Here is a 21,257-nt window from a genome sequence, read left to right on the forward strand (position 1 = left end):
GCTCGGTGGCGCCCTTTCTCATCTCTCAGCTCAGCTTTCGCCGTCAGTCCGTGACCTTCACCGAGGTCATCACATCCGGCTGACCGATCACGGCACCGTTCGGACCGCTGCCCTTCTTGATCGCGTGAACGATTTCCATGCCGGAGGTCACCTTGCCCACCACCGTGTATTGACCGTTCAGATGCGGTGCGGGCGCGAACATGATGAAGAACTGCGCATTGGCGGAGTTCGGGTTCTGGCTGCGCGCCATGCCGACGACACCCTCGTCAAAGGACAGATCGGAAAACTCGGCTTTGAGGTCCGGATATTTCGACCCGCCGCGTCCGGCCATCTGCATGGAGAACTCCGGCGCGCCCATCTTGCCGTATTGCACATCGCCGGTCTGCGCCATGAAGCCGTCGATCACGCGATGAAACACGACATTGTCATAGGCACCTTCGGCGGCGAGCTTGGTGATCTGCTCGACATGATCCGGGGCCACATCCTCGAACAGGTCGATGTGAACCACGCCATTGGCCTCGCCCGCGACGGTGATGTCGAGCCCGGTGGCAAAGGCCGGACCCGCCGCCAGAGCGGCAATCAGGGTGAGAGATTTAAGCATCGGCGGCCACCTTCACGGAGATCATTGCATCCGGAACCATCGGCGGCTCGCCACGGGTGATCTTGTCGACAGCCTCCATGCCGGAGATCACGCGGCCATAGACCGTGTACTGGCGGTTGAGGAAGTGGTTGTCGTTGAAGTTGATGAAGAATTGCGAGTTGGCGGAGTTCGGGTTCTGCGCCCGCGCCGCCCCGATGGTGCCGCGATCGTGCGGAATACCGGAGAACTCGGCCGGAAGGTCCGGCAGGTCGGAGCCGCCCGTGCCTGCGCGGCGCAGTTCGAACTTTTTGGTCTGGTTGCCGAATTTCACGTCACCGGTCTGCGCCATGAAACCGTCGATCACGCGGTGGAACACCACGCCGTCATAGGCACCGGCGCGCGCGAGTTCCTTCATCCGCTCGCAATGCTTGGGCGCGATATCGGGCAGCAGCTCGATGACCACCTCGCCGCCGTCGAGCGTGATGATGATGGTGTTTTCGGGGTCCTTGATCTCGGCCATGAATGCCTCCTCCGGGTGGAAATGGGTCAAAATTTAGCGCAGTTTAGTGTCTGGGCGCGTCAAGGGAAAGACCGATCTGCGCGATGTGCCCGCATGCGCCTCACGCGCGGTTGACGAAGCGGTGAGGAGCCGTCAAACAGGTGTCGACAGATGCCCAACCTTCTTAACAAGGACTTTTCGACATGGCTTGGAAAACCCTCGACGACATGGATCTCTCCGGCAAGGTGGTGCTGACGCGCGTCGACATCAACGTGCCCGTCAAGGACGGCAAGGTGACCGACGCCACCCGGATCGAGCGGATCAAACCCACCATCGACGACATTCTCGACAAGGGCGGCAAACCGGTTCTGCTGGCGCATTTCGGACGCCCGAAAGGCGAGGTGATGCCGGAGATGAGCCTCGGTCTGATCAAGGATGCGGTCGCCGAGGTTCTGGGCGTACCGGTGAAATTCGCCACCGACTGCATCGGCGGCCCGGCCAAGGAGGCCGTTGCGGCGCTTGGCGAGGGCGAAGTGCTCCTTCTGGAAAACACCCGATTTCACAAGGGCGAGACCGACAATGACGGCCAGTTCGCCGCCTCCCTCGCGGCGCTTGGCGACGTCTATGTCAACGACGCCTTCTCCGCCGCGCACCGCGCGCATGGGTCGACCGAGGGCGTGGCGAAACTCCTGCCCTCCTGCGCCGGACGCCTGATGCAGGCGGAGCTTTCCGCACTCGAAAGCGCACTTTCCACGCCGGAGCGTCCGGTGGTCGCGGTCGTGGGCGGGGCGAAAGTCTCGACCAAGCTCGATCTGCTGGGCAATCTGGTGCGCAAGGTAGACTATCTGGTGATCGGCGGCGGCATGGCGAACACTTTCCTCGCCGCCGAGGGCGTCGACGTGGGCAAATCGCTCTGCGAACACGATCTGGCCGAAACCGCGCGCGAGATCACCAAGAAGGCCGGCGAAGCGGGCTGCGAGATTGTCCTGCCGGTCGATGTGGTCGTGGCACGCGAATTCAAGGCCGGGGCCGAAAACGAGACCGTGCCGGTCACCGAATGCCCGGCGGATGCGATGATTCTCGATGCCGGACCGAAATCGGTCGAGAAGATCGCCGAAATCCTTGAAGGCGCGAAGACGCTGATCTGGAACGGCCCGCTCGGCGCCTTCGAGATCGAGCCCTTCGACATGGCGACCAATGCGGCGGCGCAAAAGGCCGCCGAGCTGTCGAAAGCCGGCAAGCTGGTGTCGGTCGCAGGCGGCGGCGACACGGTCGCGGCGCTCAACAAGGCGGGGGCCGCCGACGACTTCACCTATATCTCGACGGCGGGCGGCGCCTTCCTCGAGTGGATGGAAGGCAAGGAACTTCCTGGCGTCGTCGCCCTTGGATAAGTTTGAAAAGCCCGCCGCGCGCGGGCTTTTTCATACCCTGATCCGGCGACATGGCGGCTATGCCAAAGAGGGTTGCGTCAGATCATGCCGAATGCCCGCAAAAGGGGCTAGCTTCCGGGCGGAATCGCCCGCTAGCGCCACCAAGGAAAGAAAAACGTGACAATTCCAAGGCGTTAGCGCCACCACGATTGCGACCGAATGCCGGGCGGGTTAACCCGGTAAGGAACTCCAGAATTCCCGCACACGGGACAGATTTGAGCCAAAAGAGGAAACACATGTCCATTCAGGAAATGACCGCGAAAATCGGCGAAGGCCAGGGCTTCATCGCAGCACTCGACCAGTCGGGCGGGTCCACCCCGAAAGCGCTGAAACTCTACGGCATCGAGGAAAACGAATATTCCGGCGAAGAGCAGATGTTCGACCTGATCCACGAGATGCGCTCCCGCATCATGACCTCCCCGGCCTTTACTGGCGAGAAGGTGATCGGTGCGATCCTGTTCGAAATGACCATGGACCGCATGGTCGAGGGCAAGCCGACCCCCTCCTATCTCTGGGATGTGAAGGGCGTTGTGCCGTTCCTCAAAATCGACAAAGGTCTGGAAGCCGAAGAAAACGGCGTGCAGCTCATGAAACCGATGCCGGGTCTCGACGATCTTCTGGCCCGCGCGTTCAAACTCGGCGTGTTCGGCACCAAAGAGCGCTCCGTGATCAACGCCGCCAACCCGGAAGGCATCAAAGCCGTGGTGGATCAGCAATTCGCTGTGGGCGATCAGGTTATCGCCGCTGGTCTGATGCCAATCCTCGAGCCGGAAGTGACCATCACGATTGCCGACAAGGCCGAGGCCGAAGCGATCCTGCGCGAAGAGATCCTCAAACATCTCGACGCCATGCCGGAAGACAAACAGGTGATGCTGAAACTCTCCCTGCCGACCGAGGCGAATTTCTACAAACCGCTGGTCGACCACCCGCGCGTTCTGAAAGTCGTAGCGCTGTCCGGAGGCTATGCCCGTGACGAAGCCAACGAGATCCTGTCGAAAAACACCGGCATGATCGCATCCTTCTCCCGCGCGCTGTCCGAAGGGCTGAACGCCAAACAGAGCGACGCGGAGTTCAACGACATGCTCGCCGCCGCCGTGGACGGTATCTACAAGGCCTCCATCGCAGGCTGAACCGCCGCGCCCGGGATCACAGGCTAATCGGAAAATCAGGCGTCCCTCAGGGGGCGCCTTTTTCGTTTCAGCATTTTTTTGCAGATGATTCGTTTTTGGGATTCACAGAGAGAATCGCCTGTGTCATAAACAGGTTACGGAGGCGATCCGCCAAAGAGAAAGCCCCGTGAGGCAGAGCAGGTGACTTACCCATCGTGGTCAGGCACCTTTCATACAAAGGTAAGAAGCCTATCATGGCTCATCCGCGCAAACGCCCGTCGCTGACTGTGCTGTTGTACAGTGGCGTCATGGTCACCCTCGGTGGCTATTTCACCTTTGCCGCCGTGCAGGGGGAATACGGGCTGTTTCGCCGTTTGCAGATCGAGGCAGAATTGTCTCAACTGCAAACGGTGAGCGGCAAGCTCGACGATGAGCTTGCGGTGATGCGCAACAAGACCCTGCGCATGTCTGACACCTACCTCGATCTCGATTTGCTGGACGAACAGGCGCGCGACATCCTCGGGTATCTGCGCACCGACGAGATCGTCATTCGCTGACATCCCCTGCCCCGAAAGGCAAAAGATGACACAGAGAGACAGAGAATTTGCCCTCCTCCTCACCCGCCGCCGCATGATCCTCGGCGGGGCTGGCCTGTTGACACTGTCCGCCTGTGGCGGCGGCTACGGCGGCGCACCTGCAAACCCGGAAGACGCCTGTGCGATCTTCCGCGAGCGCCCCCATTACCAAAGGGCGCTTGAGGCCTCAGAACGCAAATGGGGTGTGCCGGTGCATGTGCAAATGGCGCTGATCTATCAGGAATCCACCTTCCGCGCGACCGCCCGCCCGCCGAAACGCTATGTGCTGTTCATCATCCCGAAAGGCCGGGCCAGCTCGGCGCGGGGCTATGCTCAGGCGCTCGACGGCACATGGGACGATTACCGCAACGGCCCGGGCCGCGCCGGTGCCAGCCGCAGCAACATCCGCGACGCCACCGATTTCATCGGCTGGTATGTCTCGACCAACAACGCCGCCTTGGGGATCGCCAACACCGACGCCCGCAACAGCTATCTGGCCTATCACGAAGGCCGCACCGGCTACGCCCGCGGCTCGCACAACGGCAAGACATGGCTTTTGAACACGGCGGATGGCGTGGCTGCACGAGCGGCGCGGTATGAGGCGCAGTTGGGGTATTGTCGCGGGTGAGACACTCTAATTAAGAACGTGTACAACGATTACAACTGCGCCCTCTCAATCCTCAAAATAGCGTCCATCAATCGCTTTTGCATATCGAAGAAAAGCAGCCACGCTATCAAAAATGAAGCGAGCCTCTTCCAGCTCTACGAGTTCTGGATTGTCATGAGCAAGAGAGCGATCATTGCGAACTGGGCTCATCGCATCAAAAATGCTAATTGAGCTTTTAATAATCCTCTCGGACAAAGGTGTAATATCTCGCTGCCTCTGCAGAAGCTTTACATATTTTCCGACACGTGAATGAAGCGGATCGTCTCTTCCACACTCTCCCCCTCCGTGCTTCTTCACCAAAGACGCGAAGCGTTTCATACAATATGTATGCAGACGATCAATTCCAGCTTGAGGCTTATTTGCATCCAAGTCGCGTCGAATAGAAGCAACTAGCTCTTCAAGAGTTTCATTCGGCTCAAATGCCTCGATTGCCGACGTATCGATTGCATCAGTACGCCCTTCAATACGCGCAACGGTGGAAAAGAAAAGCTCTCGTGCCCTCTCCTCATCCGGCAACGGGGTCACATATGGCAGACCTTCCCTATACTCCCACATCTCACGCAAAAGCTTTGCAACAAGACTGGGACTAGCTCGCTCAATGAAAGACCGAAGGCGCTTAGCTTTAGAAGTTCCCCTCCCATTGAAAAAACTCGTTTGCTCTTGAGGGTCAATACCAAGTGTCTCGTAGAAAAAATCGTTAAATGTTCTATCTGAGAAGTCGAGCACATACCCTCCTCCCATACCTAAGACGAGCTCAAGATTGTCGCGCTCATTTCTTGAAATCATTTTTTCATATGCATTTCGCCCAATCATTCTGAACGTCTCCTATCCATCTCAGATATATTTACGCCCCTTCCCCCCTCGGGAAACAAGGCATCATAACAACTCGCCATTCCCTAAACGCATAGCTGCCTCCCACGGCGCATAACAGAAAATTCGTGCATTCAAGCCCCGCCTCCTTTATCGTATAGTTTAACACTAAACTATCAGCCGTGATCTTGGAGGAGGAGGCCTGATGGCACCCCGTAAAACAGCATCCAAACCGGCGAGCACGGCCAATGTGTCGAAAGACGAGCTGCTCGCCTATTATAAAGACATGCTTCTTATCCGTCGTTTCGAGGAAAAGGCCGGCCAGCTTTACGGCATGGGCCTCATCGGCGGGTTCTGCCACCTTTATATCGGTCAGGAAGCCGTCGTGGTCGGGCTTGAAGCCGCCGCGAAAGAGGGCGACAAGCGCGTGACCTCCTATCGCGACCACGGCCATATGCTCGCTTGCGGCATGGACCCGAACGGCGTGATGGCCGAGCTAACGGGGCGCGAGGGCGGCTATTCCAAGGGCAAGGGCGGCTCGATGCACATGTTCTCGAAAGAGAAGCATTTCTACGGCGGCCACGGCATCGTCGGCGCTCAGGTTCCGATTGGCGCAGGACTTGCCTTCTCCGACAAGTACAAAGGCAATGACAACGTCACCTTCGCCTATTTCGGCGATGGCGCGGCCAACCAGGGCCAGGTCGCCGAGACCTACAACATGGCGGAAATCTGGGACCTTCCGGTCATTTTCGTCATTGAAAACAACCAATACGCCATGGGCACCTCGACCCAGCGTTCGACGAAATCCCCGTCTTACTGGGAACGCGGCGCGGCCTACGGGATCGAAGGCGAGGAAGTCGACGGCATGGACGTTCTGGCCGTGAAAGAGGCCGGTGAGCGCGCCGTCGCGCATTGCCGCGCGGGCAAAGGGCCGTACATTCTTGAGGTCAAAACCTATCGCTACCGCGGTCACTCCATGTCCGACCCGGCGAAATACCGGACCCGCGAGGAAGTGCAGAAAATGCGCGAGGAACGCGATCCGATCGAAGCCGTGCGGTCTATTCTTCTGACCGGCGGCCATGCGTCTGAGGAAGACCTCAAGGCCATCGACAAGGACATCAAGGCCGTGGTCAACGAATCTGCGGAATTCGCGAAAACCAGCCCGGAACCGGCGCTCGAAGAGCTTTGGACCGACATTTACGCGGATGAAATTCCGCCGCACAGCGCCTGATCCGGAGGAGATACGACAATGGCAACCGAACTTCTGATGCCCGCCCTCTCTCCGACCATGGAAGAAGGCACGCTCGCGAAATGGCTCGTCAAGGAAGGCGACACCGTCTCCGCCGGCGACATCATCGCAGAAATTGAAACCGACAAGGCCACGATGGAATTCGAGGCAGTCGACGAGGGCATCGTCGGCAAGATTCTTGTGGCCGAAGGCACCGAAGGTGTGAAGGTCAATGAGGTGATCGCGATCCTCGTGGAAGAGGGCGAAAGCGCCGACGATGTGGCGGCCCCTGCCCCGGCCGCCGCGGCTCCTGCGGCCGCAGAGGCGCCGGCAAGCACCCCGGCGAAAGCCGCAGCGCCCGTCGCAGTCGTCTCCAAAGCCTCCCCGGATTTCCCGGAAGGCACGAAGATGAAGACCCAGACCGTGCGCGAAGCGCTGCGCGACGCCATGTCCGAAGAGATGCGCCGGGATGAAAACGTCTTCCTCATGGGGGAAGAGGTTGCCGAGTATCAGGGGGCGTACAAGATTTCCCAAGGTATGCTGGACGAATTCGGCTCGAAACGCGTGATCGACACGCCGATCACCGAGCACGGCTTTGCGGGCATCGCCACCGGTGCGGCCTTTGGCGGGCTGAAACCGATTGTCGAATTCATGACCTTCAACTTCGCGATGCAGGCCATCGACCACCTGATCAACTCCGCCGCCAAGACGCTTTACATGTCCGGCGGTCAGATGGGCGCACCGATGGTGTTCCGAGGTCCGAACGGGGCCGCCGCTCGCGTGGGCGCGCAGCACTCGCAGGATTACGCCGCTTGGTATGCGCAAATTCCGGGCCTGAAAGTCGTGATGCCCTACTCGGCAGCCGACTACAAAGGCCTGATGAAAACCGCGATCCGCGATCCGAACCCGGTGATCTTCCTTGAGAACGAAATTCTCTACGGCAAATCCTTCGAGGTGCCGGATCTTGAAGATTTCACCATTCCCTTCGGCAAGGCCCGCATTTGGCGTGAAGGCACGGATGTGACCATCGTCTCCTTCGGGATCGGCATGACCTACGCTTTGGAGGCCGCCGACAAGCTGGCCGAAGAGGGCATTTCCGCCGAGGTCATCGACCTGCGCACCCTGCGCCCTATCGACTATGACACCGTGCTGGCCTCCGTGATGAAGACCAACCGCTGTGTGACCGTCGAAGAAGGCTGGCCGGTCGGCTCCATCGGCAACCACATCTCCGCCACGATCATGCAGCGTGCCTTCGATTATCTCGACGCGCCGGTGATCAACTGCGCCGGTAAAGATGTGCCGATGCCCTACGCTGCCAACCTCGAAAAACTCGCGCTTGTGACCACCGACGACGTCGTGGCTGCCTGCAAAGAAGTCACCTACCGCTAAGGAGAACCCGTTATGGCTATTGAACTTTTGATGCCCGCGCTGTCTCCGACGATGGAGGAAGGCACGCTGGCGAAATGGCTCGTGAAGGAGGGGGATACCATCTCCTCCGGCGACGTGATCGCAGAGATCGAGACCGACAAGGCGACGATGGAATTCGAAGCCGTGGACGAAGGCGTCATGGGGAAAATCCTCGTGGCGGAAGGCACTGAGGGCGTGAAAGTGAACGCCCCCATCGCCCTGCTTTTGGAAGAGGGCGAAGACGCCTCTGCCGCTGAGACTGTCGGCTCCTCTGCGCCCGCTCCGGCGGCGGAAGAAGCCACGAAAGCCGAAGCGGCGGCTCCGGCTCCGTCCGCTGCTGCGGCCCCTGCCCCGGCAGCGCCCAAAGCGGCCTCTGGCGAGCGCATCTTTGCCTCGCCGCTGGCGCGTCGTATCGCGGCTCAGAAAGGTCTCGATCTGTCTGCGATTGCGGGTTCCGGTCCGAAAGGCCGTATCGTGAAAGCGGATGTGGAGAATGCCACAGCCGCGCCGAAAGCCGAAGCTCCGAAAGCCGCGGCGCCTGCCCCGGCTGCTGCAGCGGCGGCATCCGCTGGTCCCTCTGCGGATATGATCGCGAAGATGTACGAAGGTCGCGCGTACGAGGAAATCAAACTCGACGGCATGCGCAAAACCATCGCCGCGCGTCTCACGGAAGCCAAGCAGACCATCCCGCATTTCTACCTGCGCCGCGACATTCAGCTCGATGCGCTGATGAAATTCCGGGGCGAGCTGAACAAGCAGCTCGAAGGCAAGGGCGTGAAGCTTTCGGTCAATGATTTCATCATCAAGGCGGTGGCGAATGCGCTGCAAGAAGTGCCGACCGCCAATGCTGTTTGGGCCGGTGACCGGGTGTTGCAGATGAAAGCCTCTGACGTGGCTGTCGCTGTGGCGGTCGAAGGCGGGCTGTTTACGCCGGTATTGAAAGACGCCGACATGAAATCGCTCTCGGCCTTGTCGAAAGAGATGAAAGATCTGGCCACCCGTGCGCGCGACCGCAAACTTGCGCCGCAGGAGTATCAGGGCGGGTCCTTCGCGATCTCGAACCTCGGCATGTTCGGCATCGACAATTTCGACGCCATCGTGAACCCGCCGCATGCCGGTATTCTGGCCGTCGGCTCCGGGGTGAAGAAACCGGTGGTCGGCGCGGATGGCGAGATCAAGGTTGCGACCGTGATGTCTGTCACCATGTCGGTGGACCACCGCGTGATCGACGGGGCTTTGGGCGCGGAGCTTTTGAAAGCCATCGTCGAGAACCTGGAAAATCCGGTGGCGATGCTGGCGTAAATCGTACCACAACGTAAATCGCAAAAAAGCCCCGCCAAAGCGGGGCTTTTTTATTGTTTCCACATTAACATTGGATAACATCGGGAAATAATAAACATCATCCTTTTCAAAGGTTTCTGGTTTGAGCTTCTATTTTGCATTGAAAACCCAAAGTAAGATCACAACGGACGATATTCTCAGCGCGCTCACCAAGAGCGATGTCGCCGCCCTACAAACAGACGCCAGGACGGTCTTTTATCACCCGGGGCAATCCCTGCGCGGGGTGATCCTTTATGAAACGAATGATGGCTATGACATCGGTCTGAACGCGTTCACACCCCGCATTGACGCGTATCTGGCTCGGGAGATCGCATCGGTCATCGCCAAGAGAACGCAAGCCGAAGTTTACGCAGAGGACGATGAGCACGCGATACCGGCGGAACGCCTTGCGGAGTATGGCGGTGAGGATTGGATCGCCGCACGAGAAAACGAAGCGCAACTGCTCATGGCGCAATCTGGCAGTCAGATCACAGATCAATATTCGACCGTCTTCGGTTACAAACGCCCTTTCGCCCTCCCAACATCAAAGGCACTCAGTGCACAAGACCGCCTGAGCGAAATCGACAGGCTCATGCTGGAAGGCATTGCCCTTCAACAGATCGACGACGTCGAAGATATATATCCCGCGCAAATGTTCACCATGATCTTCAAGGCGCCAAAGCGGCGTCTTTTGGATCGCCTCAAAGGCAGACCTCAGCAAGATGCACCGCCTGATCGACATTTTTTCACAGTGACGGAAGAGACACGTACACTGACACCTGCGCCGATGAACTTTGGAGAGTTAGAGGTCAACTTGGTGGACAAAAGCAATCAAACGCGAACCATCACTGCTGAAAAACTGTACAACCATGCGCGCAGCCTTGGGTGCAGGGAATATGGTTTCGGTAGTTTTGACCTCACCTTGTCGGGCGATGATTTCGAAAAGATTTTTGCCGAAGCTCGAGCGCTTTCTCCCCTTGCCTAACAGGTTTGTCGACGGGGAAAATATTATTCCAACATGATCCGTCTCAAATCCCCCTCCCTTCCGCCCTGTTAGAGTGCCCTTGGAAAGTGGCCTGACCTCTGAGCGGCAAGGTTCTCGTGGCAGGCCGTCACAAAGGAGGCCCATTATGGACTGGTCAAAGGAACTCGAAGGTGTGCAAAACGCCATGATGGCGTTCGGGCAAGGATCGCCTGCGGTCGGGGAAGGCTTCAACGCCCTGCACCATGCAGCGACCGCCGAAGGGGCGATCCCGGTGAAACATAAGGAGCTTCAGGCCCTCGCCATCGGCATCACCAAGCAATGCATCAACTGCATCGGTTTTCACGTCAAGGCCTCGATCGACGCGGGCGCCACACGCGAGGAAATCGCGGAAACGGTCGGCGTCGCGATTCTGATGGGTGGCGGCCCGTCCTTCATGTACGGGATCAAGGCGTTGGAGGCCTATGACGCACTGAAGGCCTGAGGGATCGGCTCGCCCCGATGCTCATGCGCTCCCCGTGGTCTCCTCGGAGAGCGCAAAGTCTTTGCGAATGGCGGCGATGCGTTCGGGGTCGGTGATTTCGAGATGGGTGAGGTAGAGCAGCTTGTCGTGGCCTTTGCGAAGCTGCATGTTGTCCCCATGGTTCACCATGTAGAGCACCGCCGGGAACGGAACCGGAGCCAATGGATAGCCGAGGCGTTCGGACCTTTTCGCGTAGTTCATATGCCCCTTGCCAAGCATGCGCATGTAGAACACCGGAAAGGCCTGTTTGCCCCAGTCCACCGCGAAAAACGCGCAGGAGCCACAATGTTCCCAAAGATCATGCTCCCCGCCGATCGCCCGGCCCATCGGCGCGATGCGTCCGCTCGGCGCATCCACCATATAGCCCTGTTCGATCAGATAGCCGCGCCCGTTGTTGTCCTCCGCCACATAGCGGAACAGATCCGGATGCAGCAGATCGTCGGCGTCGAGATGCATGACATAGCTGAACCGATCGAAGCGGCGCGCCGCATATTCGGCCATCAGCCGGGCCTTCACCCGCTGATCCGAGATATTCGCCGCGCCAGTGTGGGGTGGCGCGGGCAGGAAATGGTAGCCGTCCTGATCGGGGAAATTCCCCGGTCGGTCCTGCGAGCACAGGATCACTTCGAAATTCTGGTACGACTGCGCCCGGAGCGAGGCCAGTGTGCCCTCGAGAATGTCGCACACCCTCTGCCAGTCCTGCGCCCGCGCCTTGCCGACCAGCGGGATCATCACCACGATCAACGGCGCGGGATCGGGCCGGTGCGGCTTTGCGAAAACCCGTCGATAGCCCGATGCGAACAAAGATTTCACATCCATCGTGACGTCGTCCGTCTGCGTCTCAGCCCTGATCGCCGGTGCGCGCACCGATGAGCTGGTTCATCGAGATCGACGGCTGCGAACAGCCCGCTTCGCCCACGACCTTGGCGGGCACACCCGCAACGGTGGTGGCGGGCGGCACTTCGTTCAGCACGACGGACCCCGCTGCGATGCGCGAGCAGCAGCCGATGCGGATATTGCCCAGAACCTTGGCTCCCGCACCGATCAGCACGCCATCACCGATCTTCGGATGACGGTCCTCATCCTCCTTGCCGGTGCCGCCGAGCGTCACGTCATGCAGGATCGAGACATTGTCACCAATGACTGCGGTCTCCCCGAAGACCAGCGCATGGGCATGATCGAGGAACAGCCCCTTGCCGATCCGGCAGGCCGGATGGATGTCGACGGAAAATTGCTCGGACATGCGCATCTGGAAGAAATAGGCCAGATCGCGACGGCCTTCGCGCCAGAGCCAGTTGGAGACGCGATGCGCCTGGGTCGCCTGAAAGCCTTTGAAATAGAGCAAGGGCTGAATGTAGCGGTGGCAGGCCGGATCGCGGTCATAGACGGCGCAGATGTCGGCGCGCGCGGCCTCAGCGAGCGAGGGATCGGAGACATAGGCCTGATCGGCAATCTCGCGAATGAGCTGTTCGGACATGTCGCCGGAGGCGAGTTTCTGCGCGATCCGATAGGCCAACGCATCTTCGAGCGTCGCATGATGCAGGATGCAGGCATGCACCAACCCGCCCAGTAGCGGCTCGGCATCCACAGCTTCGCGCGCCTCGGAAACGATGCGGCTCCAGACGGGATCGAGTTCTTTGAGAGTTGTGCGGATCTTGGCCATGCGCTTTTCCTCTTTGTCAGGAGCTTACTATAGATAGGTCCGGTTTCCAAAGCGCAAGTGCACAAGACAGAAAAAAGCCCCGCGCAATTCTGCACGGGGCCGTTTCAGGGGCCTTTGGCCCTCACTCCGACGGCAGCGAGAACTGCACGCAATGGAGGGCCAGACGGATCACCCCGCCCGCATCGAAATCGCCGCCCTCGCCGGTGAGGATCAGATCCTCGGAACCATAGTAGGTCAGCGGATTGCCGGTCAGCCCGCGCAGCCAGCTTCCCTGAGTCAGCGACAGACCGGACCCGTAGCGGTTCGACGAGGCGGCCACACCAAGGGAAAACCCGGTCAGTCCGGTGCCGGTGATGTCCGAAAGAACCCGCCCGGTGACGCCGTAGACCACCGACTGGCCGGGGATGGCATAGCTCACGGCGGAAGTGGTGCCCGCGGTGAGCGTGTGATCCACCTCGATCACCTTTTGCACCATGCCCGCCCCATGAGCCGAAAGCGTGATGAGGCCCAGCACCCAGTCACTGCCATCGAACCCGGCCCAGCCGTTCTGATCGGCGACATAAGCGCGCATGCCGAGCGTGGCGGGCACGAAGGCCCAGCCGCCGTTAACATAAAGCGCGATGCTTCCGTCCTGACCGGCCCAGTCATTGACCGCAGAGGCCGGCACACCGTATGCCTCGCCCTCCTGCGGGGTCGTGGGCGGCGTTGTCTCGCTCACAGAGATCAGCGTGAGCTGCATCAACCCGTCGAGACGCGCCAAGGCTTCGTTCATGGTGACATGTTTCTGCGCCTGAGAGGCCTCAAGCAGCGGCAGGGCGAAGCGGGGGGTGTCAGTCATGGATCTCGATCTCCCGGAAGAGGCCCACCCCGAAGCTTTCGGAGATTTGGGCAACGTGGATGTCATAAGCGCCGGTCACGCCGTCGCTCGATTTCTGTCCGGCCGTGTAGGTCCAGGCCGGGCTGGTGACGGTGATTTCGCGCAGGACAGCCCCGCCTTGCACCACACGCACAAGATACAGTTCCGCAGCCTCGCCCAGCGGCACCTCGTAGGATTGCCAACTGTCGCCGTCGATCCGCGTGCGCCGGACCCAGCTCACCTCTGTGCTGCCGCCACTCGTCACGCTGGCGCGAAGATGCGCAGGCGCATAGGGGCGCAGGCCGATGCCGTCGAAGGCCTCGACATAATGCTCGTAGCTCGGATCGTCATAGCCCCGGCTGGCCGGGCCGATGCGGTAATGCCGGGCAAGCCCGCGCGCGGATTGCGCGATGTCGATCTGCCGCAGCGTGCTGTCCAGAAGGACGAAGCGCGATCCGATGGGCCAGCCGGGCGTCAGACCGCCCGTCCCAAGCCCATCCGAGCCCAATTGCCCGCGCAGCCTGAGCGTCAGATCGTAGGTCAGCGGCGCGACCAGCTCGGCCGTGGCGAACTGGAACACTTCCCAATTGGCCGAGGTGCCATCGCCGATCACCGCGACATTGGCGCCATTGAGCACATCGAGCATCTCGGCGGAGGACAGCGCCCCCTTGGTGAGCCTGACCCGAAGCGCAGCGCCGCGATCCCAAAGCCCCGGCGTGGCGGGCTCCAACGCGCTCAATGTGACCCCGATGGTGGACCAGATCGGCAAGAGCGTGTTGAGCTCATAGCCGCTGTCGGAGGTCGAGGCATAGACCGCCGCCGATCCCGGCCAGGGGTCCGCCGTCACCGCGATATGCGGCGCATAGGGCACCTCACTGCCGGTCAGAAGCGGCAGATCGAGAAACAGCGGATAGACCGGCACGGGGGCGGAGAAGGCCTTGGTCTCGACGATCTCCTCGACCGCCTCGGAGGGCTCATAGATCTCTTGTTCGACGCGGACCGCCTCGATCTGTTGCTGCGCGCCGAGGGTGACATGGTCGATGCGATAACGCAGATTGCCCTCCGCACTCCTGAGCGTGATCACATCGCCCGCGCCCACCGCCATCAGCGAAGGCGGCAGGGCGAACCGCGCCGTGTCGCGCGCCACGCGGGATTCGGACAGCCAGCGCTCGGTGATCTGCCGCCCCTCGGCCCGGCTGAGCGCCAGAGGCAATTCGGAGCGCGAGATCAGCCGGGTTTCCTCATCCGGAAAAATCGCCTCCTCGGAGCGTGCGCCATAGTCGTCATCGGCATCCACGAAGGTGAGTTGTACCCGTCCCGCGACCTCAGCCTCGGGGGCGCGCACGCGTTCCAGAATGCCGTCGAGCTCGTCACTGTCGGCGAGCTGATCCTCACTCAGATCGAGCATGGATTTGCCATCCCGCGACCGGAACACCAACTGTCCCTCACGCTCGATCGCCTCGAACCCATAGGCCAGCATCAGGGGTTGCAGCGCCGACCGCGCGCCGGAAATGTCGGAGACGCTATAACCGCGCAGCACGCCCCAAAGCTCAGACGTGTCAATCTCATCTACCCCGGAGCGGGCGCAGATCTCGGTCACAACATCGGCCAGTGAGCGCGCGGTGGAGCGGCCGTTGAGCCAATGACCACGGGCGTAATTGTCACCATCCGACCACACGGAGGTGGTCGACGGGAAAGTCGGGTAAGGCCGCGCATCCCAGGCCCAGAGATGGGCGCGACTCATGTCGATCATCGCACCGCCATAGACATCGGAGGTCGGGTTATGCGCCGTATCTCCCCAATATTCGGTCATCGCCCGGACATATTGCAACTGGATGAAATCGTCGCGCCGCCCGTTCGAATAGGCCGGAAGCGCGCTTTCCGAGGATTTCGCATCGAGGAACTTGTTCGGCTCGTTGGTGCCCTTGTCGATCGCGGCACAGCCGAATTCGGTGAACCAGATCGGTTTCGATCGCGGCACCCAAAGCGACGGTGTCTCGCTGCGCACCCCATTGATCCGCTCGTGGTGGTCGTTCTGCCACCAGCCGCGCATGTCCTTGTAGCGGTACACCCAATCCTCGCCATAGGCGCCATCAGCGATCGGCGTGCGGATCTGGGCCGCGTCATGGTTCTCATGCGCGTAATACCAGTCATAGCCCTCGCCGCCCTCGATATTGGATTTGAGGTAGTCGAGATTGTAGATCGAACCCCAGTCGGCATCGAGGTGATCGTCACCCTCGCGCCAGTCCGACAGCGGCATGTAATTGTCGATGCCGATGAAGTCGATATTGGCGTCTGCCCACAAGGGATCGAGGTTGTAATAGACATTGCCGTCGGCCTGATAGCCGAAATATTCCGACCAGTCGGCAGCATAGCCGATCTTGCACTCAGAACCGAGGATCGACCGCACATCGGCCGCGAGCTGGATCAACTGATCCACGGCCGGAAACCCGGAGGCGCCGCGAATGCGGGTGAGCGCGCGCATCTCGGAACCGATACAAAAGGACTCGACGCCGCCTGCCAGCGCACAAAGATGCGCGTAATGCAGGATCATCCGGCGAAAGGAAAACTCCGCAGGCCCGCTATAACTGACGGTCCGGCTCAGGGGGGTGAAATCGCTCACCTGTGCCATGCCGAAAAATGCCGCGACCTCGGCCTCGGCAGCGGCGGTGCCGTCCGTCGTGCCCGAAACTCCTGGTGCCAGCGCTGTAGTGATCCGCCCGCGCCAAGGCAGAGCCGGTTGCTCTTCTGCGCCGGTCCACGGATCAATAAGGCCGTTGCCCGCCATCTGATCCATCAGGATGAACGGATAGAACATCACCTCCTGGCCCGCTTCATGCAGCGCCCGGATCGCCTGCACCACCGACTGATCGGTCGGCGTGCCGCCATAGATCACCCGATCCTCCGCATCGCGCGGGATCGTGGTCGCGGTGGCGCGTGTCAGCCCGGAGACCTTCCACGCCATATCCCTGGAGTCGCGTGCCGTTTGTTCGACCTTGGGCTGAATCTGACATGTGCCACAGCGCAGATCGTTCCCGAACCACGATACCACAAGCGAGGTCGAACCACAGTTCGGCAATTCCTCGGCCATGGTGTCGAGCGAGGTGGTGAAATCGCTCTGCCCGGAGGCGGAATTCATGTTGGAGACAAGTACACCGCCCGCCCCGTCCTTCAGATACACCGGTTCGGTCGCCAGCGCATATTCGCCGGTGCCGGGGATCATCGCCACGGCGGGCACCAGATGGGTGAGATCGGACGGTTTCTCGGCCTGATCCGCGCGGATCACCTCGAAAGTGAACTGCGGCACCCGGTTGCCGAAGGGCGTCAGATCCACATCCTCAAGCACCACATAGGCGATGCCGCGATAGGCCGGCACCGTCCCCGCGCCCTCGACTGCCTCGATCTTGGCATCCGGCAACTGGTCCTCGGAGCCGGTGTAGGCCCGCATGGTCAGAGTGCTTTTGTCGATCTCCGAGCCATCGGCCCAGACCCGGCCCACACGAATGATCTCGCCCTCGCAAAGCGCCACGGCAAGCGAGACGGAATAGCTGTATTCCTTCACCGTCGTGCTGGGCGCGGTGCCCTTGCCGCCCACCTTGCTCTTCGATGTGTTCTCCTGAAACTCCGTCGCCCAGATCACCTGACCGCCAACCCGCATCCGGCCATAGACCTGCGCCACCGCCGTACCTTCGGAGGCACCGGTGAGGCGAAACCGTTCGACCCGTCCGGTTTCGACGGTCTGGCTGCCGACGCCCATCAGGCGTTGGTCGATGGCCTGACCGATGGTCGCGCCGATCGCCCGGCCGATCACCACGGAAGAAAGCCCGAAGACACCGCCCCCGACGGAGGCCCCAAGCGCTGCGCCTGCGGCGGAAAGTACGATCGTCGCCATCAGAGATCTCCCTCGCTGTCGTGAACGGATGGAAAGGCGAAACACCGGACGATCCGGCGACGCCAGGGCGCGCTCAGGGCATTCTCAAGAACGCCATGACCGCTATAGGCATGGATAAATGTCGGCGCGTCTCCGACCCGGCCCAGCACGCCAAGATGCTTGGCCACCGCGCCCTGCCGCATCCGGAACAGCAACACATCGCCCGAGACCATCTCGGCGAGCGGTTTCTCGATCAGAATGGACTGCGCGGCACGCAACAGGCTTTCGTCCCGCTGCGGTTCGCTCCAGTCTGCCGTATAGGCCGGAATCCCGATGGGTTCGGCACCATACACCTCGCGCCAGATGCCGCGCAGCAACCCAAGACAATCCGTCCCCGCCCCCTTGCTGGAGGCCTGATGCAGGTAGGGCGTCCCGATCCAGGCCCGGGCGCGCTCCGCAATCCTCAAATCCGTCATCTGCCTCTCCCTCAAAACGGGCTTTCGAAATCACTCAGGTCGAACAGTCCCCCGGAGCGGCTGCTGCCGTCGTTCTTGCCGCTGCGCACCGGATAGGACGCCAGCCAATCCTCCCCCGGAATATGCGGGAAGCCCCGAAAATTCAGGAAGTTGTCGAACTTGAGCCGACAGGTCGCCGCGCGTTTGTCACAGCCCGCTTCGATGCGGATCGTGTCGCCCGGGGCAATCTCGGCGCACAGATCTTCCCAAAGCTCGACCCTGCGACCATCGGCGGAGAGACGATCGTTCTTCACGAGCCCCACAAGCCCCGCCGCCGCGCCCGTTAGCACCGTGAAACGACCCCGCTCGAACCAGCGGTCGTCAAAGCCGGTGAGATCGGCGAAAGCAAAGATCTTACCCTTCTCGACACTCTCGACCGCCACTTCGGTGACATAGCCGGGCTGCAACGTGTCAAAGCCACAGCCCGTGCCGCCCAGAATGGCGGAGCACCCGGCCTGATAGACCCGGCCCTGCGGCTGGTTCAACTCCTCGGTCAGGCCGCGCAGCTCGGCTCGAAATCCGCCCGACACACGGGTGATCTCGCCAAAGCTGCCCTGAAACAGCAGCGCACGTTCAGAGACGTCGGCCCAGTTCACCAGCCAGGAGCGCACATGCGCCCCGTCGAACCGCCCGGCACGGATGTCCTCTTCGGTCACCGCCGCAGCGGAAAGCGCGCCCAGCGCCTCGGTGTTGTCGACCGAAAGCCCGGTGGATTGCTCAAGCGCATTGGCGGTCAGGCCTGTGTCGGCCTTGAACGTCACACCCTCGAACGTCAGGTCGTTGTCGTGATCGGTGAATCCATAGGTCTCGCCATCGCGCCGCACCAAGGCCCAGGCCCGGCACAGCGTCGTCACGCCCGAGGCGAGATGGGTTTGAAGCTCTTCCGAAAAGGCCATCAGACACGCACCTCCACAACCGGCACGTTGGGCACTTCACCCGCCTGAAACGAAGAGACCGAGGTGGAAATGCTGGAGGTGTCGAAGCGCACCGGCACGTCGAATTCGAACCCTGCGGTAATCTCGGCCCCGCCGGTCGGCGGCGTGCCAAAGGTGATCAGGCCGGTGGTGGTGTCCACCTCCCAGTCGACCGCCTCGAACGCCTGCTGCCCGCCGACGCCGATCAGAACCGTGCCGAGCACCGGCTTCTTGATCGGACGGACATAGGCGGTCGCGCCGGAGCGATAGGTTTTCGAAAGTTGAAACACCGTGGTCTCGCCATCGCCCTCGCCGATCACCTGATCCTCGAAACCGGTCACCACCGACGGTTTGCAGGTCTTGTAATCCGACCAGTCCTTCCAGCGAAACCCATAGAGCTGGCCTTGCCGCGCCTCGAAAAACGCAATCAGCGTTTCGATGTCGTCGAGCGAACGCATCCCCAGCCCCGCATCATAGCGGCGGCGCGAATGCGCCCAGGGCGTGTTGCGCTCTTCGAACCCGTTCGCGAGCGTCACCACATCGGTGCGCCGCTCCGGTCCGCCGACGGAGCCAAAGCTCAGATTGGCCGGAAATCTCACATCATGAAAACCCATGGTCTACCCTCCGTCGAAGTCTCTCTGGTGGCCCTTCGGCCGCTTACTGGTTGCGCGAGCCACGGCCCAGGGCCCGGCTCAACTGGGCGGCCACCTGCGACTGGCTGCGCTGGAAGCCCGCGACATCGGGCGTGGTGACATTCATCGTGATATTGACGGGCCGTGAGGATCCCGAGGCCTGCACGCCAAGTTTGCCATTGGCCCCACGGGTGAGCGGCATGATCGCCTCCGCGCCGGCCTCTCCCATCAGCCCCGTGGCGCCGCGCATCGGGAAATAGGTCGGGCTGGACACCACGCCGCCGTTGGCGAAAGGCATGACCTTGCCCTGCGCAAAGGCCCCGCCCTTCTCGAAGGGCAGAAAGCTCTGGATGATGCCCTCAAGCCCTGAGCCCAGTACGGACCCGAAATGGCTCGTCACCGGCGTCACGGCAGCGTTGTAAGCCGCCATCAGCATCGACTGCCCAAGCCCTTTCAGCGCCTCGGCCAGCGTATCGCCATCGAACACCAACCCGTCGATCGCCTTCTTGAGACCGCGCGAAATGCCGCTTTCGAGCTTCGAGACCTCGCGTTGCGTCTCCGCCACCGTCGCCTGAAGCCGCAGCATTTCCTGATTGAACGCTGCCGCCATGGCCTCCGCCCCGCCGATGGCGCTCTCCATCTGTTCGACCCGATCCTCGAAGGTGCTCAAGCCGTTGATATCCGTGCCGTTCAACTCGTCAGCCATGATCTTGCCCTTTCATTCCATCTTCGTCGGGAAAGGCCTTCGCCAGTTCCTCAAGCCGCGCGCGGCCCATCGGTGCCGTGCCGCTGCCCGCCCCCAGCATGAGCAAAAGCTCGGCCGGGGTGAGCGCCCAGAACTCGGCCGGTCTGAGACCCAGCCCCTTGATCCCGAGCCGCATCAGCGCAGGCCATTCGAACCCGCCCTTGTCCGAAATCATCCCCATGACGTTCTCCCTTGGACCTTACGCGGGCACCGTAAAGGCGCGCGCGATCAGCTCTGCGCCCACGCGGGCCGCCTCCAGCGGGCCGCCCGCGATCTCCGCGGTCAGGATGTCGTCATAGCCGCCCTTCCAGCCGCCGCCCCGGAGCCCCGCCACGACGATGCGCAGCACATCCGCCGAAGAAAACCGTCCCGCCTCGTAGCGCTCGACAAGCGCCACCAGCGTGTCGACTTCGAGCCCGGCCTCCAGTTCGGCCAAAGCCCCAAGGGTCAGTTTGAGAACATGGCGGTCGCCGTTCAGCGTCAGCGCCACTTCGCCTTGGAAGGGGTTCGCCATGGCTTACACCGCCGTGAAGCTCAGCGCGCCCGCGGACGCCATGGCCAGCTCATAGGTCGCCTCGCCATTGTACGAGCCCGCGTATTCGATCGAGGTGATCATGAACGCGCCCTGCACCGTCCCGAAATCCGGGATGATGACCTGAAACTCCGGCACTTCGCCGTCGAAAAAGATCTGGCGCGCGCGCTCGTCGGTGCTCTCGTCCTTGAACACGCCCGAGCCGGAGATCGTGGCGCTTTTCACGCCCGCACCGCCCAGAAGCTCGCGCCAGCCGCCCGAGCTTTCCAGCGAGGTGACATCGACGCTTTCCGCGTTGAAGGAAATCCGCGTGGCACGCAGCCCCGCGATGGTTTCAAACGTGCCGGACCCGTTCATGTCCAACTTGATCAGGAGGTCTTTGCCGTTTTGGGCAGCCAT

General features: G+C 61.3%; 23 protein-coding genes. 9 read left to right on the plus strand and 14 right to left on the minus strand.

The window, feature by feature from the left end; genetic code table 11:
* Window positions 1-43: 43 nt before the first annotated feature.
* On the minus strand, window positions 44-601 hold the full coding sequence (locus NH195_RS18720) for a peptidylprolyl isomerase (protein WP_066710690.1): 558 nt from the start codon (window positions 599-601) through the stop codon (window positions 44-46).
* Window positions 594-1,100, minus strand: coding sequence for a peptidylprolyl isomerase (locus tag NH195_RS18725; protein WP_066710693.1), 507 nt, complete (start codon window positions 1,098-1,100; stop codon window positions 594-596). The genes NH195_RS18720 and NH195_RS18725 overlap by 8 nt, the downstream gene beginning before the upstream one ends.
* Before the next feature lie 182 nt (window positions 1,101-1,282).
* On the opposite strand from NH195_RS18725, the gene NH195_RS18730 reads away from it, so the two are divergent.
* The 4 genes from NH195_RS18730 to NH195_RS18745 all read left to right on the plus strand — a co-directional run bounded on the left by NH195_RS18730 (window position 1,283) and on the right by NH195_RS18745 (window position 4,821).
* Window positions 1,283-2,470 carry a phosphoglycerate kinase gene (locus tag NH195_RS18730; RefSeq protein ID WP_066710696.1) on the plus strand — a complete coding sequence of 396 codons (1,188 nt, stop codon included), beginning with the start codon at window positions 1,283-1,285 and terminating at the stop codon, window positions 2,468-2,470.
* Window positions 2,471-2,745: 275 nt separating this feature from the next.
* Window positions 2,746-3,639, plus strand: coding sequence for a fructose bisphosphate aldolase (locus NH195_RS18735; protein WP_066710699.1), 894 nt, complete (start codon window positions 2,746-2,748; stop codon window positions 3,637-3,639).
* Between the two features lie 233 nt (window positions 3,640-3,872).
* Window positions 3,873-4,175, plus strand: a complete 303-nt coding sequence (locus NH195_RS18740; protein ID WP_066710702.1) for an FtsB family cell division protein — start codon at window positions 3,873-3,875, stop codon at window positions 4,173-4,175.
* Between the two features lie 73 nt (window positions 4,176-4,248).
* Window positions 4,249-4,821, plus strand: coding sequence for a transglycosylase SLT domain-containing protein (locus NH195_RS18745; RefSeq protein WP_066710827.1), 573 nt, complete (start codon window positions 4,249-4,251; stop codon window positions 4,819-4,821).
* A 45-nt stretch (window positions 4,822-4,866) separates the two neighbouring features.
* Here NH195_RS18745 and NH195_RS18750 read toward each other — a convergent pair whose 3' ends face one another.
* Window positions 4,867-5,673 carry an abortive infection family protein gene (locus NH195_RS18750; RefSeq protein WP_238379808.1) on the minus strand — a complete coding sequence of 269 codons (807 nt, stop codon included), beginning with the start codon at window positions 5,671-5,673 and terminating at the stop codon, window positions 4,867-4,869.
* A gap of 202 nt (window positions 5,674-5,875) precedes the next feature.
* On the opposite strand from NH195_RS18750, the gene pdhA reads away from it, so the two are divergent.
* From pdhA to NH195_RS18775, 5 genes are all read left to right on the plus strand, one after another.
* Entirely contained in the window at window positions 5,876-6,901 is a 1,026-nt protein-coding gene (pdhA, locus tag NH195_RS18755; RefSeq protein ID WP_066710705.1) for a pyruvate dehydrogenase (acetyl-transferring) E1 component subunit alpha, read from the plus strand.
* 18 nt (window positions 6,902-6,919) lie between these two features.
* On the plus strand, window positions 6,920-8,287 hold the full coding sequence (locus NH195_RS18760; protein ID WP_066710708.1) for a pyruvate dehydrogenase complex E1 component subunit beta: 1,368 nt from the start codon (window positions 6,920-6,922) through the stop codon (window positions 8,285-8,287).
* A gap of 12 nt (window positions 8,288-8,299) precedes the next feature.
* Window positions 8,300-9,607 (plus strand): pyruvate dehydrogenase complex dihydrolipoamide acetyltransferase, encoded by a 1,308-nt coding sequence (locus NH195_RS18765; protein ID WP_066710711.1) that lies wholly within the window; start codon window positions 8,300-8,302, stop codon window positions 9,605-9,607.
* 121 nt (window positions 9,608-9,728) lie between these two features.
* Window positions 9,729-10,610, plus strand: coding sequence for a hypothetical protein (locus NH195_RS18770; protein ID WP_066710714.1), 882 nt, complete (start codon window positions 9,729-9,731; stop codon window positions 10,608-10,610).
* A 145-nt stretch (window positions 10,611-10,755) separates the two neighbouring features.
* Window positions 10,756-11,091, plus strand: a complete 336-nt coding sequence (locus NH195_RS18775) for a carboxymuconolactone decarboxylase family protein (protein WP_066710717.1) — start codon at window positions 10,756-10,758, stop codon at window positions 11,089-11,091.
* 21 nt (window positions 11,092-11,112) lie between these two features.
* Here the strand turns inward: NH195_RS18775 and NH195_RS18780 are convergent, their stop codons facing one another.
* The 11 genes from NH195_RS18780 to NH195_RS18830 form a co-directional block, all read right to left on the minus strand.
* The gene (locus NH195_RS18780) at window positions 11,113-11,949 is read right to left on the minus strand and encodes a glycosyltransferase family A protein (protein ID WP_066710720.1); all 837 of its coding nucleotides are present in this window, start codon (window positions 11,947-11,949) and stop codon (window positions 11,113-11,115) included.
* A gap of 22 nt (window positions 11,950-11,971) precedes the next feature.
* Complete coding sequence (cysE, locus tag NH195_RS18785) at window positions 11,972-12,793, minus strand: serine O-acetyltransferase (RefSeq protein ID WP_066710723.1); 822 nt, start codon at window positions 12,791-12,793, stop codon at window positions 11,972-11,974.
* A 121-nt stretch (window positions 12,794-12,914) separates the two neighbouring features.
* Entirely contained in the window at window positions 12,915-13,631 is a 717-nt protein-coding gene (locus NH195_RS18790) for a DUF2793 domain-containing protein (RefSeq protein WP_066710726.1), read from the minus strand.
* A complete protein-coding gene (locus NH195_RS18795; RefSeq protein WP_066710729.1) occupies window positions 13,624-17,541 on the minus strand; it encodes a baseplate multidomain protein megatron in 3,918 nt (1,305 codons plus the stop codon). The genes NH195_RS18790 and NH195_RS18795 overlap by 8 nt, the downstream gene beginning before the upstream one ends.
* On the minus strand, window positions 17,541-17,996 hold the full coding sequence (locus NH195_RS18800; protein WP_066710730.1) for an NlpC/P60 family protein: 456 nt from the start codon (window positions 17,994-17,996) through the stop codon (window positions 17,541-17,543). The genes NH195_RS18795 and NH195_RS18800 overlap by 1 nt, the downstream gene beginning before the upstream one ends.
* A gap of 11 nt (window positions 17,997-18,007) precedes the next feature.
* On the minus strand, window positions 18,008-18,931 hold the full coding sequence (locus NH195_RS18805; protein ID WP_066710734.1) for a DUF2163 domain-containing protein: 924 nt from the start codon (window positions 18,929-18,931) through the stop codon (window positions 18,008-18,010).
* Entirely contained in the window at window positions 18,931-19,563 is a 633-nt protein-coding gene (locus tag NH195_RS18810) for a DUF2460 domain-containing protein (RefSeq protein ID WP_066710737.1), read from the minus strand. The genes NH195_RS18805 and NH195_RS18810 overlap by 1 nt, the downstream gene beginning before the upstream one ends.
* 43 nt (window positions 19,564-19,606) lie before the next feature.
* Window positions 19,607-20,287 carry a phage tail tape measure protein gene (locus NH195_RS18815; RefSeq protein WP_066710739.1) on the minus strand — a complete coding sequence of 227 codons (681 nt, stop codon included), beginning with the start codon at window positions 20,285-20,287 and terminating at the stop codon, window positions 19,607-19,609.
* Window positions 20,280-20,507, minus strand: coding sequence for a rcc01693 family protein (locus NH195_RS18820; protein ID WP_066710741.1), 228 nt, complete (start codon window positions 20,505-20,507; stop codon window positions 20,280-20,282). The genes NH195_RS18815 and NH195_RS18820 overlap by 8 nt, the downstream gene beginning before the upstream one ends.
* Before the next feature lie 18 nt (window positions 20,508-20,525).
* Window positions 20,526-20,840, minus strand: a complete 315-nt coding sequence (locus NH195_RS18825; protein WP_066710742.1) for a gene transfer agent family protein — start codon at window positions 20,838-20,840, stop codon at window positions 20,526-20,528.
* 3 nt (window positions 20,841-20,843) lie between these two features.
* The gene (locus NH195_RS18830) at window positions 20,844-21,257 is read right to left on the minus strand and encodes a phage major tail protein, TP901-1 family (protein WP_066710745.1); all 414 of its coding nucleotides are present in this window, start codon (window positions 21,255-21,257) and stop codon (window positions 20,844-20,846) included.

This window comes from Celeribacter ethanolicus (genome assembly GCF_001550095.1).
In the GTDB taxonomy this organism is placed as follows: Bacteria; Pseudomonadota; Alphaproteobacteria; order Rhodobacterales; family Rhodobacteraceae; genus Celeribacter; species Celeribacter ethanolicus.

Excerpts from the sequence above, each read along its gene's own strand:
- NH195_RS18765 (WP_066710711.1), top strand. The coding sequence starts at position 8,300 with ATGGCTATTGAACTTTTGATGCCCGCGCTGTCTCCGACGATGGAGGAA.
- NH195_RS18810 (WP_066710737.1), bottom strand. The coding sequence starts at position 19,563 with ATGGGTTTTCATGATGTGAGATTTCCGGCCAATCTGAGCTTTGGCTCC.
- NH195_RS18725 (WP_066710693.1), bottom strand. The coding sequence starts at position 1,100 with ATGGCCGAGATCAAGGACCCCGAAAACACCATCATCATCACGCTCGAC.
- NH195_RS18795 (WP_066710729.1), bottom strand. The coding sequence starts at position 17,541 with ATGGCGACGATCGTACTTTCCGCCGCAGGCGCAGCGCTTGGGGCCTCC.
- NH195_RS18830 (WP_066710745.1), bottom strand. The coding sequence starts at position 21,257 with ATGGCTGCCCAAAACGGCAAAGACCTCCTGATCAAGTTGGACATGAAC.
- pdhA (WP_066710705.1), top strand. The coding sequence starts at position 5,876 with ATGGCACCCCGTAAAACAGCATCCAAACCGGCGAGCACGGCCAATGTG.
- NH195_RS18745 (WP_066710827.1), top strand. The coding sequence starts at position 4,249 with ATGATCCTCGGCGGGGCTGGCCTGTTGACACTGTCCGCCTGTGGCGGC.
- cysE (WP_066710723.1), bottom strand. The coding sequence starts at position 12,793 with ATGGCCAAGATCCGCACAACTCTCAAAGAACTCGATCCCGTCTGGAGC.
- NH195_RS18790 (WP_066710726.1), bottom strand. The coding sequence starts at position 13,631 with ATGACTGACACCCCCCGCTTCGCCCTGCCGCTGCTTGAGGCCTCTCAG.
- NH195_RS18780 (WP_066710720.1), bottom strand. The coding sequence starts at position 11,949 with ATGGATGTGAAATCTTTGTTCGCATCGGGCTATCGACGGGTTTTCGCA.
- NH195_RS18750 (WP_238379808.1), bottom strand. The coding sequence starts at position 5,673 with ATGATTGGGCGAAATGCATATGAAAAAATGATTTCAAGAAATGAGCGC.
- NH195_RS18800 (WP_066710730.1), bottom strand. The coding sequence starts at position 17,996 with ATGACGGATTTGAGGATTGCGGAGCGCGCCCGGGCCTGGATCGGGACG.
- NH195_RS18775 (WP_066710717.1), top strand. The coding sequence starts at position 10,756 with ATGGACTGGTCAAAGGAACTCGAAGGTGTGCAAAACGCCATGATGGCG.
- NH195_RS18730 (WP_066710696.1), top strand. The coding sequence starts at position 1,283 with ATGGCTTGGAAAACCCTCGACGACATGGATCTCTCCGGCAAGGTGGTG.
- NH195_RS18735 (WP_066710699.1), top strand. The coding sequence starts at position 2,746 with ATGTCCATTCAGGAAATGACCGCGAAAATCGGCGAAGGCCAGGGCTTC.
- NH195_RS18760 (WP_066710708.1), top strand. The coding sequence starts at position 6,920 with ATGGCAACCGAACTTCTGATGCCCGCCCTCTCTCCGACCATGGAAGAA.
- NH195_RS18825 (WP_066710742.1), bottom strand. The coding sequence starts at position 20,840 with ATGGCGAACCCCTTCCAAGGCGAAGTGGCGCTGACGCTGAACGGCGAC.
- NH195_RS18740 (WP_066710702.1), top strand. The coding sequence starts at position 3,873 with ATGGCTCATCCGCGCAAACGCCCGTCGCTGACTGTGCTGTTGTACAGT.
- NH195_RS18820 (WP_066710741.1), bottom strand. The coding sequence starts at position 20,507 with ATGGGGATGATTTCGGACAAGGGCGGGTTCGAATGGCCTGCGCTGATG.
- NH195_RS18720 (WP_066710690.1), bottom strand. The coding sequence starts at position 601 with ATGCTTAAATCTCTCACCCTGATTGCCGCTCTGGCGGCGGGTCCGGCC.
- NH195_RS18815 (WP_066710739.1), bottom strand. The coding sequence starts at position 20,287 with ATGGCTGACGAGTTGAACGGCACGGATATCAACGGCTTGAGCACCTTC.
- NH195_RS18805 (WP_066710734.1), bottom strand. The coding sequence starts at position 18,931 with ATGGCCTTTTCGGAAGAGCTTCAAACCCATCTCGCCTCGGGCGTGACG.